Consider the following 18,403-nt stretch of genomic DNA (forward strand, 5'->3'; position numbering starts at 1 on the left):
CGATGCCCTTTTCGTATCCGCTGTATCTGGAGACAAGACATGAGCTACACCGCCCCCATCAAGGACATGCTGTTCGACATCGAGCACCTGGCCAACATCGGCGAGATCGCCAAGCTGCCGGGATTTGAAGACGCCGGCCTCGAAACCGCACAGGCCGTGCTCGAGGAATGCGCGCGCTTCAACCAGGACGTGGTCGCGCCGCTGAACGTGGCGGGTGACCGCAATCCCTCGTCGTTCAAGGACGGCGTGGTCACCACCACGCCGGGCTTCAAGGAGGCCTTTGCGCAGTACGTCTCCGGCGGCTGGCAGGGCCTGCAGCATCCGGCGGACTTCGGCGGCCAGGGCCTGCCCAAGACCATCGGCGCGGCCTGCGGCGAGATGCTCAACTCGGCCAACATGAGCTTCGCGCTGTGCCCGCTGCTGAGCGACGGTGCCATCGAGGCGCTGCTCACGGCCGGTTCCGACGAGCTGAAGGCGGTGTACCTCGAAAAGCTGGTGAGCGGCCAGTGGACCGGCACGATGAACCTCACCGAGCCGCAGGCCGGCAGCGACCTCGCCATGGTGCGCAGCCGCGCCGAGCCGCAGCCTGACGGCACCTACAAGGTGTTCGGCACCAAGATCTTCATCACCTACGGTGAGCACGACATGGCCGAGAACATCGTGCACCTGGTGCTGGCCCGCGTGAGCGGTGCGCCCGAAGGCGTGAAGGGCATCAGCCTGTTCGTGGTGCCCAAGTTCATGGTCGGCAAGGACGGTGCGCTCGGCGAGCGCAACGACGTGCACTGCGTGAGCATCGAGCACAAGATGGGCATCAAGGCCTCGCCGACCGCCGTGCTGCAGTACGGCGACCACGGTGGTGCCGTGGGATACCTCGTGGGCCAGGAGAACCGCGGCCTCGAGTACATGTTCATCATGATGAACTCGGCCCGCTACGCCGTGGGCATGCAGGGCATCGCGATTGCCGAGCGGGCCTACCAGCATGCCGTGGCCTATGCAAAAGACCGCGTGCAGAGCCGCCCTGTCGACGGCTCCATCAACGCCAGCGCGCCCATCATCCACCACCCCGATGTCAAGCGCATGCTGATGACGATGCGCGCCTACACCGAAGGTTGCCGCGCGATGGCCAGCGTGGCCGCCGCCGCCTACGACGCCGCGCACCACAGCGCCGACGCCGATGCGCGCAAGCAGAACCAGGCCTTCTACGAATTCATGGTGCCGCTGGTCAAGGGCTTCAGCACCGAAATGAGCCTGGAAGTGGCCTCGCTCGGGGTGCAGGTGCACGGCGGCATGGGCTTCATCGAGGAAACGGGCGCGGCGCAGTATTACCGCGACGCGAAGATCCTGACGATCTACGAAGGCACCACCGCCATCCAGGCCAACGACCTCGTGGGCCGCAAGACCGCGCGCGACGGCGGCCAGACCGCGAAGGCCATCGCCGCGCAGATCGAGAAGACCGAAGCCGAGCTGGCCAAGAGCGACCACCCGGCGGCTGCTGCGGTGCTCAAGCGCCTGACTGCCGCGCGCCTGGCGTTCATCGACGTGGTCGATTTCGTCGCCGGCCAGACCAAGGCCTCGCCCAACGCGGTGTTCTCGGGCAGCGTGCCCTACCTGATGCTCGCGGGCAACCTGGTGGCCGGCTGGCAGCTCGCGCGCTCGCTGATCATTGCGCAGGACCTCGCCTCGCGCAGCTTCGACACCGACTTCATGCTGGCCAAGATCGCCACGGCACGCTTCTACGCCGAGCACATCCTGAACAAGGTGCCTGGCATTCGCGACAGCATCGTCGACGGCGCCGAGAGCGTCACGGCCCTGGCGCTCGACGCGTTCTGACACGGCCGCCGCTGTCGCGAATCTGACGGGCGCCGGCGGCCTCCTGCTCTTATAAAACCCGACCTACATCCGGAGACAACATGTCCAAGCTCCCTCCTGTCCTCGCGAACCTGCCGCTGCCCATCATTGGCTCGCCGCTGTTCATCATCAGCAACCCCAAGCTCGTGATCGCGCAATGCAAGGCCGGCGTGGTCGGCTCGATGCCCGCGCTCAACGCACGCCCCGCGGCGCAGCTCGAAGAGTGGCTGATCGAGATCACCGAAGAACTCGCGGCCTACAACAAGGCCAACCCGGACAAGCCCGCCGCGCCCTTTGCCATCAACCAGATCGTGCACAAGAGCAACGACCGCCTGGAGCACGACATGGAGATGGTCGTGAAGTACAAGGTGCCGATCGTCATCACCTCGCTGGGCGCGCGCACCGACGTGAACGACGCCGTGCACAGCTACGGCGGTGTGACGCTGCACGACATCATCAACAACAAGTTCGCGCAGAAAGCCATCGAGAAGGGCGCCGACGGCATCATCGCCGTGGCGGCCGGTGCCGGCGGCCATGCGGGCGTGAAGAGCCCCTTCGCGCTGGTGCAGGAAATCCGACAGTGGTTCGACGGCCCCATCGCGCTGTCGGGCTCCATCGCCACCGGCGGAGCGGTGCTCGCGGCGCAGGCCATGGGTGCGGACTTCGCCTACATCGGCACCGCGTTCATCGCGACCGAGGAAGCGCGTGCGAGCGACGACTACAAGCAAGCCATCGTCGACGGCAACTCGGACGACATCGTCTATTCGAACCTGTTCACGGGCGTGCACGGCAACTACCTGGCGCCCAGCATCGTGGCCGCCGGCATGGACCCCGCGAACCTGCCCGAAGGCGACCTCAAGACCATGAACTTCGCCAGCGGCGAAGGCAGCAAGGCCAAGGCCTGGAAAGACATCTGGGGCTCGGGCCAGGGCATCGGCGCCGTCACCGAAGTGGCCAGCGCCGCGGCCTTCATCGAGAAGCTCAAGCGCGAATACCAGGAAGCAAGGCAACGGTTGGCGCTTTGAGCGCCATTGCGAGCGGCGCGGCGGCTGCAGCCGCGCCGTCGTCTTCGCTGGGGCGCATGCCGCTGCTCGACGCGGCCAAGGGCATCGCCTGCGCGGTGATCGTCGGACACCATCTCTCGCGCTACGGCCCGATGCCGGCCGGCGCGTACGCGCTCGCGCCCGGCCTCTTTGCCTGGCTGGCCGACCAGGGCCGCCTGGCGGTGCAGGTGTTTCTGGTGATCGCCGGCTTCCTCGCGGCGGCCAGCCTCGCGCCCGACGGCATGCTGCGCGGCGAGCGGCCGGTGGCGCGCATCCTTCAGCGTTACGGTCGGCTCGTGATGCCCTACTTGGCCGCGCTCACGGTGTGCGTGCTGGTGGCCGCGGTGGTGCGGCCGTGGCTCGACGAAGACATCGTGCCCGCGTCGCCGACCTTCGGGCAACTGGTGGCGCACGGCCTGCTGCTGCAGGACCTGCTGGGCTACGAGTCGCTGTCGACGGGCGTCTGGTACGTGGCCATCGACTTCCAGCTGTTCGCGCTGGCACTGGCGCTGGTCGGCTTGCCGACGTTGCTGCAACGCTCGAGCGGCGCCGCGCCGCCGGGCCTGCGGGCGCGCTGGTTGCCGGTGGCGCTGGTGATCGGCCTGGCGGTGGCCTCGCTGGCGCTCTTCAACCGCAATGCGGGACTGGACGACACCGCCTTCTATTTCTTCGGCACCTACGGCCTCGGCATGCTGGTGTTCTGGATCGGGCGCGCCACGCGCTTCAGCACCTGGCAGAGCGCCATCGCGCTGCTGGGGCTGGTGGGTGCGGGCGCGCTGGCCATCGACTGGCGCAGCCGAATCGCCACCGCGCTGGTCACTGCGCTGCTGCTGGCGGTCGCGCAGCGCCGCCACTGGCTTTCGCCGCCGCACTGGCCGGCGCTGGCCGTGCCGCTGCAGCGCCTGGGGCGCATGTCGTATTCGCTGTTTCTCATTCACTTTCCGGTGCTGCTCGCCATGAACGCGGCGGTTGGCAACGCGGGGCCGCACGGTGCGTGGTTCGACGCGGCGGGGCTGGTGGCGACCTTCGGGTTGTCTGTGGCGGCCGCGGCGCTGCTGTACCGCTGGGTGGAAGTGCGGCCGGCGTCGTGGCGTGCGGTGTTCATGCTGTTTGCCGCGCTGCTCGTCAGCGGTCTCGCCGTCTCGCTCTGAACGGCCCGGCGCCCGCTGCGGCGCCGTGACTTGATTTTTCTCAACGGGGCGCTTCAGGGCCCCGCAGCGCGCAGTTCCCTGGCTCTTAAAGTGGTTCCGTCTCTTCGGTATGATCGTGGAGATTTCAGTAATTACTGAAAATACACGAAACCAAGGAATGACCAAGCACCCGCCCTCCCGTTCGCCGTTGCGGGCTTTCGCGTCGCCCGACGTGGGCGGCGTGGTGCAAGGCGCGGCCGCACTGTTCTGGCTGCCGCAGGCCGCGTTCCTCGCGATGGCGGTTCAGGGGCTGGCGTCCGGCGAAGGCTTTTCAGCCGTGCTATGGCCGGCCGGCGCGATATTGCTGCTCGGCTTGCTGCGTGCGGGCTGCGAGGCCTGGGGCTCGCGCCGAACCTTCGGCCGCGCCAGGGCGCAGCTCACCGCGCTGCGCGCGCAGACGGCGGCGGCGCTGGCGGGCGCATCGCCGCTCGACCGCGACCGTGCGCCCTCGGGCCTGGCGGCCAGCGTGCTCGCCGAGCAGGCCGAGGCGCTGGTGCCGTACCTCGTGCGCTACCAGCCGGCGCGCTGGCGCGCGACCGTGGTGCCGCTGTTCATCCTGTGCGCGGTGGCGGCCTTCTCGTGGGTGGCCGCGCTGGTGCTGCTGTTCGCGGCGCCGCTCATTCCGCTCTTCATGGCCATCGTCGGCTGGCGCGCCAAGGCCGCGAGCGAGGCGCAGATGGTGGAGATGGGCGGCATGAACGCGTTCCTGCTCGACCGGCTCCGGGGCCTGGCCACCCTGCGCGCGCTCGGCGCGGTGGACGCCACGGCGCTGCGCCTGGGCGACGCCGCGCAGTCGCTGCGCCGCCGGACCATGGCGATGCTGCGCATCGCGTTCCTGTCGTCCGCGGTGCTGGAGCTTTTCTCGGCGCTCGGCGTCGCGATGGTGGCGGTGTATGTGGGCTTTCACCTGCTGGGCACACTCGGGTTCGGCGCGTGGGGGCGGCAACTGAGCCTGGGCGAAGGGCTGTTCGTGCTGCTGCTGGCGCCGGCCTTCTTCGAGCCGCTGCGCGAGCTGTCGGCTGTCTGGCACGACCGGGCAGCGGGCGAGGCGGCATTGCAGTCGCTCGAACAGCTGCAGCACGAGCGGCTGCCCTTGCCTGGCGCCAACGCCGGCGCCGCGCTGACCCGCATCGCCGCAGGCCCGAAGACGGCGCCGCCGGCGCTCGTCGTTCACGACCTGCACTTTGCCTGGCCGGGCGAGCCGCAAGAGGTTGTCGACGGGTTCGAACTGCGCATTGCCGCCGGCGAGCATGTCGCGCTGATGGGCCCCAGCGGTTCCGGCAAGACGGCCCTGCTGTCGCTGATCGCGGGCCTGGTCCCGGCGCGCAGCGGCGAAATTTCGATCGGCGGCGTGGCACTCGGCGAGCGCACCGTCGCCGCCTTGCGCCAGCGCATGGCGTGGCTGGGGCAGGCGCCGCACGTCTTCGCCGGCTCGGTCGCGGCCAACGTGGCGTTGGGGCGCGTGGGCGTCGACACCCCGCAGGTGGCCGCCGCGATGCGCTTCGCCGCGCTCGAAGATGTGGTGCAGGCGCACCCCGGCGTGGCGCTGGGCGAAGGCGGCCAGGGCCTGTCGGGCGGCGAAGCCGTGCGCCTCGCGCTGGCACGCATCGCCGTGCACCGCCACGCCGACCTGCTGCTGGTGGACGAGCCCACGGCCCACCTCGACACTGAGACCGCCGGCCGCGTGGCCGACGCGTTGGTGGCCTTGGCGCGCGGCAAGACCCTGATCGTCGCCACGCACGACCCGGTGCTTGCCGCGCGCATGCACCGCACGGTGAGCCTGGTCGCTGAAACGATGGAGCAGGCCGCATGAAGACCGCCCGAGCCGCTTCCAACTGGCGCGACCTGCGCCGGGTGCTGCGCCCCTTCCTCGCCGCGCAGCCGCGCCCCTTGCTGCTGGGATGCCTGCTCGCGGCCCTCACGGTGCTCGCCGGCATGGCGTTGCTCGGGCTCTCGGGCTGGTTCATCACCGCGACCGCGCTGGCCGGGCTGCACGCCGCCACGGCCTTCACCTTCGATGTGTTCATGCCGTCCGCCGGCATTCGCCTCCTTGCGCTGGGCCGCACGGCGTCGCGTTACGGGGAGCGCCTGGTGACGCACGACGCGAGCTTCGCGGTGCTTGCCGCGCTGCGCGTGCGCCTGTTCCGGGGCTGGGCGAAGGCCGGCGCGGCGCGCGAGCTGCTGATGCGGCCGGCCCGCCTGCTGTTTCGCCTGACCTCGGACATCGACGCGCTCGAGTCGCTCTACCTGCGCCTGTTCGTGCCGGCCGCTGCGGCACTGGGCGCGGCGTTGCTCGCCGGCGCGGTGCTGGGCTTCATGCACCTCGGCGTGGGCCTGGCGCTGGGGGGCTGGCTGGTGGCCGTCGGCTGGGGCATCGCCTTTGTCGTGGCACGAAGCGCGCGCCGCCCGGCCCTGCGGCGTGCGCATGCCATCGAGGCGTTGCGCGCACGCGCCGTCGACCTCGTGGCGGGCCAGACCGACCTGGTGATGGCAGGCCGCATCGACGCCCAGCGCGACGCGCTGATGAACGCCGACATGCACCTCGCCAAGGCCGACCTGGCGTTGAACAAGCTGGAAGCCGCGGCCGGCTTCGCGTACGGCAGCGCGGGCACCCTGACGCTGGTCGGCGTGCTGCTCGCGGTGGGCGCGCTGGCCGGCGAAGGCGTCATCGGCGCACCGGCTGCCGCGCTCGCGCTGCTCGTTGCACTCACGGCCACCGAACCCTTTGCGGCCTTGCGCCGCGGCGCGCTCGATGCGGGCCGCACATGGCTGGCGGTTCGCCGCCTTGCGCCGCGCATGACCGGCGAGAACGACGCGCAGGACGACCCGCATGACGACGAGGCCGTGCGCCAGAACGAAAGCGCTTTCGCGCTGCGCGTGCAGGGCGTGAGCTTCGCGCACGCCGGCAGCCGCAACCCGGTGCTCCGCGACGTGTCGCTGAGCCTGGCCCCTGGCGAGCGCATGGCCCTGATCGGTGCGAGCGGCGCCGGCAAGTCGACGCTGCTCGCCGTCGTCGCCGGTGAAATCACGCCGCACGCCGGCCACGCGCGCGCGGAACTCGCCTGCCTGCTGACCCAGCGCACCGAACTCTTCCAGGACAGCCTGCGCGACAACCTGCGCCTTGCCGACCCCGAAGCCACCGACGAGCAGCTCTACACCGCACTGCGCGCCGCCGGCCTCGACGCCGACGTGCGTGCCATGAAGGCGGGCCTGGCCACGCGCCTGGGCGAAGGCGGCCTCGGCCTGTCCGGCGGCCAGTCGCGCCGCCTCGCACTGGCCCGCCTGTTGTTGCGCCCGGTGCCGCTGTGGCTGCTCGACGAACCCACCGAAGCGCTCGACGCCGCGACCGCGCACGACGTGCTGCAGCGCCTGGCGCAGCACGCCGGCGCGCGCACCTTGCTCATCGCCACGCACCTGCGCCGCGAGGCCGCATTGGCCGACCGCCTCGTGTGCATGGCACAAGGCCGCATCGTGGCCGACCTGCGGCGCGGCAGCGAGGCCTTCGACGCCGCGCTGCGCAACCTGCGCCCCGACTGATTTCAGAGAACAAGAAAACAGGAAATACAAAAGGAAGACCCCATGGACCTCGACATCGTTGCGCTATCGCGCCTGCAGTTCGCCGTGACGGCGCTGTATCACTTCCTGTTCGTGCCGCTCACCCTCGGGCTCTCGGTCATCCTCGCCATCATGGAGACGGTCTACGTGATGACCGGGCGCGTGATCTGGCGCGACATGACCAAGTTCTGGGGCGTGTTGTTCGGCATCAACTTCGCGATGGGTGTGGCCACCGGCATCGTGATGGAGTTCCAGTTCGGCATGAACTGGAGCTACTACAGCCACTACGTCGGCGACATCTTCGGCGCGCCGCTGGCCATCGAAGGGCTCATGGCCTTCTTCATGGAGGCGACCTTCGTGGGCCTGTTCTTCTTCGGCTGGGACAAGCTCTCCAAGGTGGGCCACCTCACCGCGACCTGGGCGGTGGCCATCGGCTCCAACTTCTCGGCGCTGTGGATCCTCATTGCCAACGGCTGGATGCAGAACCCGGTGGGCGCGGCCTTCAACCCGCAGACCATGCGCATGGAAGTGACCGACTTCGCCGCGGTGCTCACCAACCCGGTGGCGCAGGCCAAGTTCGTGCACACCGTGTCGGCCGGCTATGTGTGCGCCGCCGTGTTCGTGCTCGGCGTGTCGGCGTGGTATCTGCTCAAGGGACGCCACATCCAGCTGGCCAAGCGCTCGATGACCGTGGCGGCCTCGTTCGGCCTGGCCGCCGCGCTGTCGGTGGCGGTGCTCGGCGACGAAAGCGGCTATCTCTCGGGCGAGCACCAGAAGATGAAGCTGGCCGCCATCGAGGCCATGTGGGAGACCCAGCCCGCACCCGCCGCCTTCACCGTCATCGGCTTTCCCGACCAGGAGGCGCGCGAGACGCACTACGCCATTCACGTTCCGGGCGTGATGGGCCTCATCGGCACGCGCTCGCTCGACACCGTGATGCCCGGCATCGACGAGCTCGTGAAGCGCGCCGAAGCCCGCATCCGCGAAGGCCTCAAGGCCTACGACGCACTGCAGAAGATCCGCGAGGCCGGCGGAACGGACAAGGTGACGCAGGGCGTGCGCGGCGACTTCGAGGACAACGGCATCAACATGGGCTACGCGCTGCTGCTCAAGCGCTACGTGGACGACCCGCGCACCGCCACCGACGCGCAGATCGCCAAGGCCGCATGGGACACCGTGCCGCAGGTGGCGCCGCTGTTCTGGCTGTTTCGCGTGATGGTGGGCATCGGCATGCTGCTGATCCTGCTGGCGGGCACTTTCCTCGTGCTTTCCGCGCGCCGCAAGCTCGACAGCCACCGCTGGTTGCTCCAGCTCGCCGTGCTCGCGATTCCGCTGCCGTGGCTGGCCATCGAGGCCGGCTGGCTGGTGGCGGAGTTCGGCCGCCAGCCCTGGGTGATCGAGGGCGTGCTGCCGACCGCGGTGGCCGTGTCGAACCTGGGCGTGAAGACGCTGCTGCTCACGATCGCGGGCTTCGTCGCCATCTACACCGTGCTGCTCGTCATCGAGCTGAAGCTGATGCTCAAGGCCATCCGCAAGGGCCCCGACGTGGAGCATGCGCCCGATGAAGGCGACACGCACTCGCACGTTCCGCCGGCGCATGCAAGCCCGACTGCAGCCGCCGCCATTTCTGCCACCCGGAGCGCCGCATGACTCTTCACACACTCCTCGACTACGACACCCTGCGCTTCATCTGGTGGCTGCTGATCGGCGTGCTGCTGGTGGGCTTTGCGGTGACCGACGGCTTCGACCTGGGCAGCGGCATGCTGCTGCCCTTTGCGGCGCGCAACGACATCGAGCGCCGCGTCGTCATCAACAGCGTGGGCCCGGTGTGGGAGGGCAACCAGGTGTGGCTGATCCTGGGCGGCGGCGCCATCTTTGCCGCATGGCCGCAGCTGTACGCGGTGTCCTTCTCGGGCTTCTACCTGGCGATGTTCGTGATTCTCACGGCGCTGATCCTGCGGCCCGTGGCCTTCAAGTTCCGCAGCAAACGCGAGTCGCCGCAATGGCGCGCGCGCTGGGACTGGGTGCTGTTCTTCAGCGGCTTCGTGCCGGCGCTGATCTGCGGCGTGGCCGTGGGCAACGTGCTGCAGGGCGTGCCGTTTCGCTTCAGCCCCGACATGCACATCTTCTATGACGGCGGCTTCTTCGGCCTGCTGAACCCGTTCGCCATCCTGTGCGGGCTGGTGTCGGTGGCCATGCTCGTGATGCACGGAGCGGCCTGGCTGCTGCTCAAGACGGCGGGGCCGTTGGCCGAGCGTGCGCGCACCTACGGCATGGTTGCGGCAGTGCTCACCGTTGCGCTGTATGCGCTGGCCGGCGTGCTGCTCGCAACGCGCATCGGCGGCTACCGCATCAGCAGCGTGGTCGACGCCGTGGGGCCGTCGAACCCGATGTTGAAGACGGTCGAGCTGCACGCCGGCGCATGGATGGTCAACTACGCGGCGCACCCCTGGACGCTGGCCGCGCCCGTGCTCGGCTTCGTCGGCGCGCTGGGTGCGTTGCTCGGGCTCGTGCTGCGCCGTCCGGTGCTGGCGTTGCTGACCGCGGCGCTCGGCATCGCCGGGATCATCCTGAGCGTGGGCGCGTCGATGTTCCCTTTCATCCTGCCGTCGTCGATCGACCCGCGTGCCAGCCTCACGGTGTGGGACTCGTCGTCGAGCCACCTCACGCTGTTCATCATGCTGGTGGTGACGGCGTTCTTCATTCCCATCATCGTGGCCTACACCAGCTGGGTCTACCACGTGCTGTGGGGCAAGGTCGACGAACAAGCGATCCGCGACGAGAGCGGACACGCGTACTGAACGGAGAAAAAGACATGTGGTACTTCGCCTGGATCCTTGGCCTGCCGCTGGCAGCCGCTTTCGCCGTACTCAACGCCATGTGGTACGAACTGATGGACGACGACGCCGTGCGCAAGGCCAAGTTCGACACGCCCGAGCCTGCGCAAGGGCAGGAGAGGCTCTAGCGTTCGCCCCGGGGCCTTCTCAAGGCTTCTTTTTCGACGCTCCGCCGCCGGTGATGCGGTCCTTGAGCGTCAGCACCTTCGTCACCGTCGCGCCCATCCCCATGAGCTTCATGGCGGTTTCGGGCGCGAGCCGCTGCACATCGTCGAACCACGTCATGAGCCGGTCGATCAGGTCGTGCATCTCGCGCATGCGCTCCTGCGCGTGACGCTCGGCATCGCTCGTCGGCGATTCGAGCAGCGCATTGCGCAGCATGGACAGCGTCGGCTCGATCTCGCGGCGGCGGCGCTCTTCGGCCAGCACCCTGAAGATCTCCCACACGTCCGACGGTGCCTCGAAATATTCGCGCCGATCGCCCGCCTGGTGCCGCAGCCGCACCAGCCGCCAGGACTGCAACTCCTTCAAGCCCATGCTCACGTTGGAGCGTGAGAACTCCAGCAGCTCGGCGATCTCGTCGGCATTGAGTGCGCGCTGCGACAGAAAGATCAGCGCGTAGATCTGCCCGACGGTGCGGTTGATGCCCCATTTGCTGCCCATTTCACCGAAATGAGCGACGAACTGGCGGTTGAGGGGAGGGAGGTCGATGGAAGAGGCCATGCGCGGATTGTCGCGCCGGCTTGCTGGGATTTCGGAAGATTCCGAAAACTCCAGAAGCGGAGAAAGTCGAATAAATACCCGGTTCGGGGGATAGGTGAGAAACACTTAGTTAACAAAAATGAACACTCCCTGACTCCTTACGCTTTTTTGCGCGCGATTCGGTCAGGCGGCATCCAGCTTTTGCCACTGCCCTGATTTTGGGGCGCCAAAAAAACGAGGAGGAGACAAGATGAACACCAATTTCCGCAGCATGTGGAATGCATCCATCGGCGCATGGGTGGCCGTTTCTGAAACCACCAAGGCGCGAGGAAAGCGCAGCGGCTCGAGCGCAACCACGAAGGCCGGCGTGCTGCTGGCGGCAGCGCTGTTCGGGTCGGCCGCTCCTGCATTCGCCGGCTGCGCCCTGAGCGGCAGCATCAACCTGTGCACCGACGACTCCGCAGGCAGCATCTTTGTGCCGACCGGCACCGAACTGCGCAACGAAGGCACCATCGGCGTCGTCGGGGTCGGTGGGTTCGCAGCCTTTTCGAACGTTGCCGACGTGACGGTCACCAACGCCGCCGGCGGCATCATTCAAGGCGGCGGAATCGTTTTTCTGACCGGCGCCAACAGCACGTTCCAGAATCTCGGCGGCTATGCATACGGCAGCGACGCGGGTGTCATTCTTGGCGACCCGGCAAGCTTCGTCATCAACCAGCAGGGCGGCACGATCGGCAGCAAGGGGAGCTACGGCATCCAGCTGCTAAACGGCGGCGAGATCCTGAATACGGGAAAGAGCCAGATCCTGGGAAGCACCTACAACGCCATCCTTTCGCAAGGCGGCACCACCAAGATCACCAACGAGAGCGGGTCGCTGATTTCCAGCGCCAACACCGCCATCGGCACGCGCGGCGCCACCACGCTGCTCAATTCGGGCCAGGTCAGCGGCAACGTGATCCTCGGCGGCAATGGCGCCAATGACGTGCGCTTGTTCACCGAGGGCCAGATCGCGGGCCACCTGAACATTGCGGGAACCGACTCGGCGCTCACGCTCGACGGCGCGAGCGGCACCACCCGTGCGTACTCCGATGCGGTGACCGGAGACACGACCTTCTCGGGCAATCTCGTGAAAGTCGGCGCCGGTCGCTGGGAACTGGATCGCACGACCTCGCCGGGCAGCCCGTCGTTCGCACCGGGCAGCGTGTCGGTCGCGCAGGGAACGCTCAGCGTCGGGTCGGCGGTCAGCTTCGGCGCCGCTGCAGCCGTTCAGGTCGGTGCGGGGGCCACCCTCGAACTTCGCGGCGCCAAGCTCGCGAACGCGATCAGCGGCGCGGGCGCCGTCGTGGTGAACGGCCTCACCACGAGCAGCCTCTTGGGCGACAACGCGGCCTTGACGGGCGGCGTCACGCTGGCTTCCAGCGCGCTCCTGCTCGGCCATGAAGCCGCACTTGGCAGCGGTGCGCTGACGGTTTCGGGGGGCGGCAGCCTCGACTGGACTTCGGCCGTGAATGCCCTGAACAACGACGTGAGCATCGCCACCGGCGGGAACCTCGCGCTGCAAGGCAAGGGTTCGCTGACGATGCCGGGCGCGTTGTCGGGCGACGGCTCGCTGACGAAGAGCGGGACCGGCACGCTGGTGCTGACGGGCGCCAACACATACAGCGGCGGCACGACCGTCAGCGCGGGCACGCTGCAGCTCGGCAATGGCGGCACCACCGGCAGCATCGCGGGCAATGTGCTGAACAACGCAACGTTGGCCTTCAACCGCTCGAACGGCGTCGACTTCACCGGCGTCGTCAGCGGGTCAGGCAATGTGACGAAGTCCGGCGGCGGCATGCTGACCCTCTCCGCCGTCAACTCCTACACGGGCGGCACCTCGATCAACGGCGGCGTGGTGAACGCCGCAGTCAGCGGTGCCCTGGGCACCGGCGCCGTAGCCGTGAACGGCGACGGCGGCCTGTACTTCAGCGGTACCGCAGATGCGGGCGACCTGAACATCACGACGGCGGCGCGCAACGGCGTCATCAACGGCGGCTTCGTGCAGTTCAACGACAAGAGTTCCGCGGGCAGCGCCACTTTCGTCACGAACACCGACTCGGGCGTGACTTTCCGCGACAACTCGACCGCGGACAATGCCACCTTCGAGAACCGCGACGGCGACACCTCGTTCTGGTCCAACGCCAACGGCGGCAACGCGCGCATCACCAACTTTGCGGGCGGCTGGACGAACATCTGGGACGACGCCTCCGCCGGCCACGCCACCATCACCAACGAGACAGGCGGTGTGCTCGACCTGCAGAACAACGCCACGGCAGACCAGGCCACCGTGCTGAACAAGGCGGGCGGCACGGTTCGCATCAGCAAGCTGGGGGCAGCCGGCGCGTCGATCGGTTCGCTCGACGGCGCGGGCAATGTGATCCTCGGCAACAAGGCACTGACCGTCGGCGGGCTGAACAGCAGCACCGAAGTCTCCGGCGTCATCTCAGACACGGGCGGCTCCATCGTCAAGGTCGGCACCGGCACGCTCACGCTCTCCGGCGCCAACACCTACACCGGCGGCACACAAGTGAACGCCGGCACGCTGCGCGTGAACAACACCACCGGCAGCGCCACCGGCACGGGCAACGTGCAGGTCGCAAGCGGCGCCACGCTGGCCGGCGGCGGCATCGTCACGGGTGCGGTCACCATCGCCGACGGCGGCTCGCTGGCGCCCGGCAACAGCCCCGGAACCCTCACCACCGGCAACCTGACGCTCAACAGCGGCGCGCTCCTGCGCTACGAGCTCGGCGCCACGGGAGAAAGTCCGCTGAACGACCTGGTCCAGGTCAATGGCAACCTGGTGCTGGACGGCACGCTCAACGTGACAACGTCGGCCGGCGGCAGCTTCGGCCCGGGCCTGTACCGTCTCATCAAGTACACCGGCTCGCTGACCGACAACGTTCTGAACCTGGGCACCACGCCGGCCCTGCCGGCCGACCTGTACGTGCAGACGCGCGTGGCGAACGAGGTGAACCTGATCAACAGCACCGGCGTCTCGCTGAACTTCTGGGACGGCAACGACGCGCCCAATAACGGCACCGTGGGCGGCGGCTCGGGCACGTGGCGCATCGGCAACCCCGGCGACGGATGGGCCGACGCCAACGGCAGCGTCAACAGCACCTGGAAGCAGGACCAGTTCGCAATGTTCGGCGGCAGCGCCGGCACCGTCACCGTGGACAACGGCGGCGGCAACATCCGCATCGGCGGCGCGCAGTTCTACACCGACGGCTACATCGTCAACGGCGATGCGCTCACGCTGAGCAATGCCGAGACCCTCGTCAAGGTCGGCGACGGCTCGCTGTCGGGCGCCGGCATGACGGCCACGATCAACGCGCCGCTCACCGGCGCGGGCGGCCTCACCAAGGACGACTACGGCACGCTGGTGCTCACGGGCGCGAACACCTACACGGGCGGCACGGTCGTGCGGGCCGGCGTGCTGCAGGGCAACACCACGAGCCTGCAGGGCACGGTGGTCAACAACGCCAGGCTCACGTTCGACCAGGGGGTCGACGGCACCTTCGGCGGCACGATGAGCGGCTCGGGCGTGTTGCGCAAGACCGGCGGCGGCGAGCTGCGGATCGCATCGGCCAACACCTACACCGGCGGCACGCAGGTCGACGGCGGCACGGTGAACGCCATGGTGAGCGGCGCACTGGGCACCGGCGCGGTGGCTGTGGCCGCCAGCGCCGGGTTGCTGTTCACCGGCAACGCGGATGCGGGCAGGCTGAGCATCTCCGCCGCTGCAGGCAGCACGGGCGTCAACGGCGGGTTCATCCAGTTCGCGGACGACAGCTCCGCCGGCAGCGCCACGCTGACCACGCAGAAGCAGGCAGCCATCGATTTCCGGGGCAATGCCACGGCCGGCAACGCCGTCATCGAGAACCGCGGCGACACCACCATCTGGTTCAACGCCAATGCGGGCAAGGCGACGATCACCAACCTCGCGGGCGGCCAGACGAACTTCCTGGACGACGGCGCGGCCGCCCAGGCCACGTTGATCAACGAGACGGGCGGGCTCATCGAGTTCTTCGACCGCGCGACCGCCGACCAGGCCACGGTGGTGAACAAGGCGGGCGGTCGGTTGAGCATCAGCAAGATGACCACCGCGGGCGTCTCGGTCGGTTCGCTCGAAGGCGCCGGCAATGTGATCCTCGGCAACAAGGCACTGACGGTCGGCGGGCTGAACACCAGCACCGAAGTCTCCGGCGTCATCTCCGGCGCAGGCGGCTCCGTCGTCAAGGTCGGCACCGGCGCGCTGACGCTGTCGGGCGCCAACACCTACACGGGCGGCACCGCGCTGCGCCACGGCCGCCTGAACCTGGGCCACAACCAGGCGCTGGGCACCGGCGTGCTCGCGATGGACGACGACACCACGCTGGGCTTCAGCGCCGACGGCCTCACCATTGCCAATGCGATCCGGCTCACGGGCAACCAGGACCCGGTGATCGACACCGGCAGCTTCAGCGAAACGCTGGGCGGCGCCATCAGCGGTGCCGGCTTCATCACCAAGCAGGGCACCGGCACATTGACGCTCTCGGGCGCCAACACCTACACCGGTGCCACCAACGTGGCGCAGGGCACGCTGAAGGCCGGCGCGGCCAACAGCTTCAGCGCCGCCTCCGCGCACAGCGTGGCCTCGGGCGCCACGCTGGACCTGGCGGGCTTCAACCAGAGCCTGGTGTCGCTGGCCAACAGCGGGACCGTGTCGCTGGCGGGTGCCGTCGCGGGTACCACGCTGACGGTGAACGGCCCCTACGTCGGCAACAACGGCGTGCTGAAGCTCGGCACTACGCTCAACGGCACCGGGCCGTCAGACCGCCTGGTGCTCAACGGCGCCACCGCCGTGGCCAGCGGCAAGACCCGCGTGCAAGTCGTCAACCTCGGCGGCCTGGGCGCGGCGACCACGGGCAACGGCATCGAGGTGATCACCGCGCTGAACGGCGCGACCACGACCGCCCAGAGCACCAAGGACGCCTTCTCGCTGGCCGGCGGCCATGTGGATGCCGGCGCGTTCGAGTACAGCCTGTACGCCGGCGACAGCGCGGGCCAGGGCGAGAACTGGTACCTGCGCTCGGTGCTGGGCGGCGTGACCTACTACCGGCCGGAAGCCGCGCTCTACGCCGCGCTGCCCGGTCAGCTGCGCCAGGGCAACCTCGCGATGCTGGGCGACCTTCGCAAGCGCGTGGGCGACGACGATGTGAAGGGCGCCGCGACCACCCAGAGCGGCTCCGAGCGCCGTGCCTGGGCCCGCGTGCTCTCCACCGACATCGACATCCAGCAAGCCGGCGCCGTCTCGCCCAGGAGCAAGGGCCGCCTCACCGGCTTCCAGGCCGGCACCGACCTGCTCGCCACACCCGACTGGCGCGCCGGCCTGTACGTCGGCCAGCTCGACGGCGATGCACGCGTGAGCGGCTTTGCCAGCGGCATCCAGAACCTGGGCGTGGGCCGCAATGACCTGCGCAGCCAGTACGTGGGCATCTACGGCACCTACACCGGCAGCAGCGGCTTCTATGCCGACGCCGTGGTGCAGTCCGGCCGCCACCGCTACACCGTGGAGCCGATGATGAGCGCGGGCACGGGCGGCAAGGGCAACAGCCTGCTGGGCTCCATCGAGGTGGGCCAGACCTTCCCGATCGGTGCCGGCGGCTGGAGCGTGGAGCCGCAGCTGCAGCTCATTCACCAGCACATGGACCTGGGCAACTCGGCCATTGCCGGTGCGGTGGTGCAGCCCCAGGCGGACAACGGCTGGATCGCCCGCGCGGGCGTTCGCGTGAAGGGCCAGCTCGACACCGGCGTGGGCATGCTGCAGCCGTATGGCCGGTTCAACGTGTACAAGACCTCGAGCGGTGCGGACATTGCGCGCTTCGTCAACGGTGGCACCGTCACCGACATCGCGGCGCCCACGGGCGGCACGAGCACCGAGCTGGCGGGCGGCTTCACGCTGGCCCTGGGCGCGTCGACCAGCCTCTATGGCGAAGTCGGCAAGCTGTGGGCGTCGGGCGGCAATGCGAAGGTGAACAGCGGGATCAACGGCTCGCTGGGCGTGCGGGTGAAGTGGTAACTGCCGCAACTGCCGTGCCGGATTGCGGCTGAGCGGGCGCCTCGTCGGCGCCTGCTGAATCCGCCTCGCGGCGCCGCCGGTACGACCCCGGCGCGCCGCCGGTCCAGGCCTTGAAGGCCCGCTGGAACGCCGCGCTGTCCGCAAAGCCCAGCTCTTCTGCCAGCACCGCGAGCGGCACGGTGCTGGTGTTGAGGCGCACGATGGCCAGGTCGCGCCTCAGCTGGTCCTTCAGCGACTGGAACGACGTGCCTTCGGTCGCCAGGTGCCGCTGCAGCGTGCTGACCGACATGTGCAGCACGTTCGCCGCGGTCGCCAGGTCGGTCCATGCCGGCCGGTGCTGCTGCAGCACCGCGCGCACCCGCGCGCTCACAGCCTGCTCCGCCATGCGCGGCAGGATCACGTTGGCCGGCGACGCGGCCAGAAAGGCCTGCATTTCCTGCGCGTCGCGGTGCACCGGCGTGTCCAGCGCGCCGGCGTCGAACCACACGGCCGACAGCGGCTGGCCGAACTGCAGCGGCCCCGGAAACACCTTGGCGTAGCCGTCGGCATAGGGCGGCAGCGCAAAGCCGAAGTCGAAGCGGCGCGCCACCAGCCGCCCGCCGTGCAGCCAGGCGAACAGCCGCCAGTACACGCGCAGCATCAGCTCGTGCAGAAAGTTCTGGTGGGTGGCGGGCGGGTGGTTCAGCCGCAGCCCGAAGCCCGCGAGCGGGCCTTCGCGCAGCAGCACCAGCGACAGGTCGTCCTGCAGCAGGCCGAAGGTGTGGGCCACGCGGCGCAGCGCCACCCCGAAGGTGCGCGCGCCCAGCGTGGAGCGCGTCATCAGCGCGAAGCTGCCGCAGCGCAGCGGGCGCGACAGGAAACCCAGGGCCTCGTCGTCCATGCGCTGCATCAGCAGCGCGAACAGCGCCACGTACTGTTCGGCCGTGACGCGCGCACCCACCTCGCCCAGCAGCGCGGGCGCGATGCCCGCGTCTTCCAGGGCGGTGTCGATGCACACCGCCGCCGCACCGCCCCGCGCGCGAACGCCCGACAGCATGCCCTGCACGAAGGCAATCGGAATGGTCACTGGCGGTTGCAGCATGTGTCTGTCGATTGACGTTTTCTGCCATGCGATCGAAGCGAAGTGCA

At 68.9% G+C, this 18,403-nt stretch carries 11 protein-coding genes; 9 read left to right on the plus strand and 2 right to left on the minus strand.

Annotated features, from left to right (window positions below; translation table 11 throughout):
* Positions 1 to 39 precede the first annotated feature (39 nt).
* The 8 genes from ACSFBM_RS16790 (at position 40) to cydX (ending at position 10,601) form a co-directional block, all read left to right on the plus strand.
* Positions 40 to 1,830, plus strand: a complete 1,791-nt coding sequence (locus tag ACSFBM_RS16790; RefSeq protein WP_435485346.1) for an acyl-CoA dehydrogenase — start codon at positions 40 to 42, stop codon at positions 1,828 to 1,830.
* Between the two features lie 80 nt (positions 1,831 to 1,910).
* Positions 1,911 to 2,873, plus strand: coding sequence for an NAD(P)H-dependent flavin oxidoreductase (locus ACSFBM_RS16795; RefSeq protein ID WP_435440084.1), 963 nt, complete (start codon positions 1,911 to 1,913; stop codon positions 2,871 to 2,873).
* Positions 2,874 to 2,929: 56 nt separating this feature from the next.
* Entirely contained in the window at positions 2,930 to 4,042 is a 1,113-nt protein-coding gene (locus ACSFBM_RS16800) for an acyltransferase family protein (RefSeq protein WP_435485734.1), read from the plus strand.
* A gap of 157 nt (positions 4,043 to 4,199) precedes the next feature.
* A complete protein-coding gene (gene cydD, locus ACSFBM_RS16805) occupies positions 4,200 to 5,894 on the plus strand; it encodes a thiol reductant ABC exporter subunit CydD (RefSeq protein WP_435485347.1) in 1,695 nt (564 codons plus the stop codon).
* Positions 5,891 to 7,618: a thiol reductant ABC exporter subunit CydC gene (gene cydC, locus ACSFBM_RS16810; RefSeq protein ID WP_435485348.1), complete on the plus strand. Its 1,728-nt coding sequence runs from the start codon at positions 5,891 to 5,893 to the stop codon at positions 7,616 to 7,618. Before cydD ends, cydC begins: the two co-directional genes overlap by 4 nt.
* A gap of 42 nt (positions 7,619 to 7,660) precedes the next feature.
* Positions 7,661 to 9,286, plus strand: a complete 1,626-nt coding sequence (locus ACSFBM_RS16815) for a cytochrome ubiquinol oxidase subunit I (RefSeq protein WP_435485349.1) — start codon at positions 7,661 to 7,663, stop codon at positions 9,284 to 9,286.
* Positions 9,283 to 10,437: a cytochrome d ubiquinol oxidase subunit II gene (gene cydB / locus ACSFBM_RS16820; RefSeq protein WP_435485350.1), complete on the plus strand. Its 1,155-nt coding sequence runs from the start codon at positions 9,283 to 9,285 to the stop codon at positions 10,435 to 10,437. Before ACSFBM_RS16815 ends, cydB begins: the two co-directional genes overlap by 4 nt.
* Positions 10,438 to 10,451: 14 nt before the next feature.
* The gene (gene cydX / locus ACSFBM_RS16825) at positions 10,452 to 10,601 is read left to right on the plus strand and encodes a cytochrome bd-I oxidase subunit CydX (RefSeq protein WP_435442607.1); all 150 of its coding nucleotides are present in this window, start codon (positions 10,452 to 10,454) and stop codon (positions 10,599 to 10,601) included.
* A 19-nt stretch (positions 10,602 to 10,620) separates the two neighbouring features.
* Here the strand turns inward: cydX and ACSFBM_RS16830 are convergent, their stop codons facing one another.
* On the minus strand, positions 10,621 to 11,196 hold the full coding sequence (locus ACSFBM_RS16830; RefSeq protein ID WP_435485351.1) for a GbsR/MarR family transcriptional regulator: 576 nt from the start codon (positions 11,194 to 11,196) through the stop codon (positions 10,621 to 10,623).
* Positions 11,197 to 11,425: 229 nt separating this feature from the next.
* On the opposite strand from ACSFBM_RS16830, the gene ACSFBM_RS16835 reads away from it, so the two are divergent.
* Positions 11,426 to 17,275: an autotransporter outer membrane beta-barrel domain-containing protein gene (locus ACSFBM_RS16835; protein WP_435485352.1), complete on the plus strand. Its 5,850-nt coding sequence runs from the start codon at positions 11,426 to 11,428 to the stop codon at positions 17,273 to 17,275.
* On the opposite strand, the gene ACSFBM_RS16840 is transcribed toward ACSFBM_RS16835, so the two are convergent.
* Entirely contained in the window at positions 17,241 to 18,356 is a 1,116-nt protein-coding gene (locus tag ACSFBM_RS16840; protein WP_435485353.1) for an AraC family transcriptional regulator, read from the minus strand. The genes ACSFBM_RS16835 and ACSFBM_RS16840 overlap by 35 nt on opposite strands.
* Between the last annotated feature and the right edge of the window lie 47 nt (positions 18,357 to 18,403).

Source organism: Variovorax pasteuri (genome assembly GCF_051216435.1).
Taxonomy (GTDB): Bacteria; Pseudomonadota; Gammaproteobacteria; order Burkholderiales; family Burkholderiaceae_C; genus Variovorax.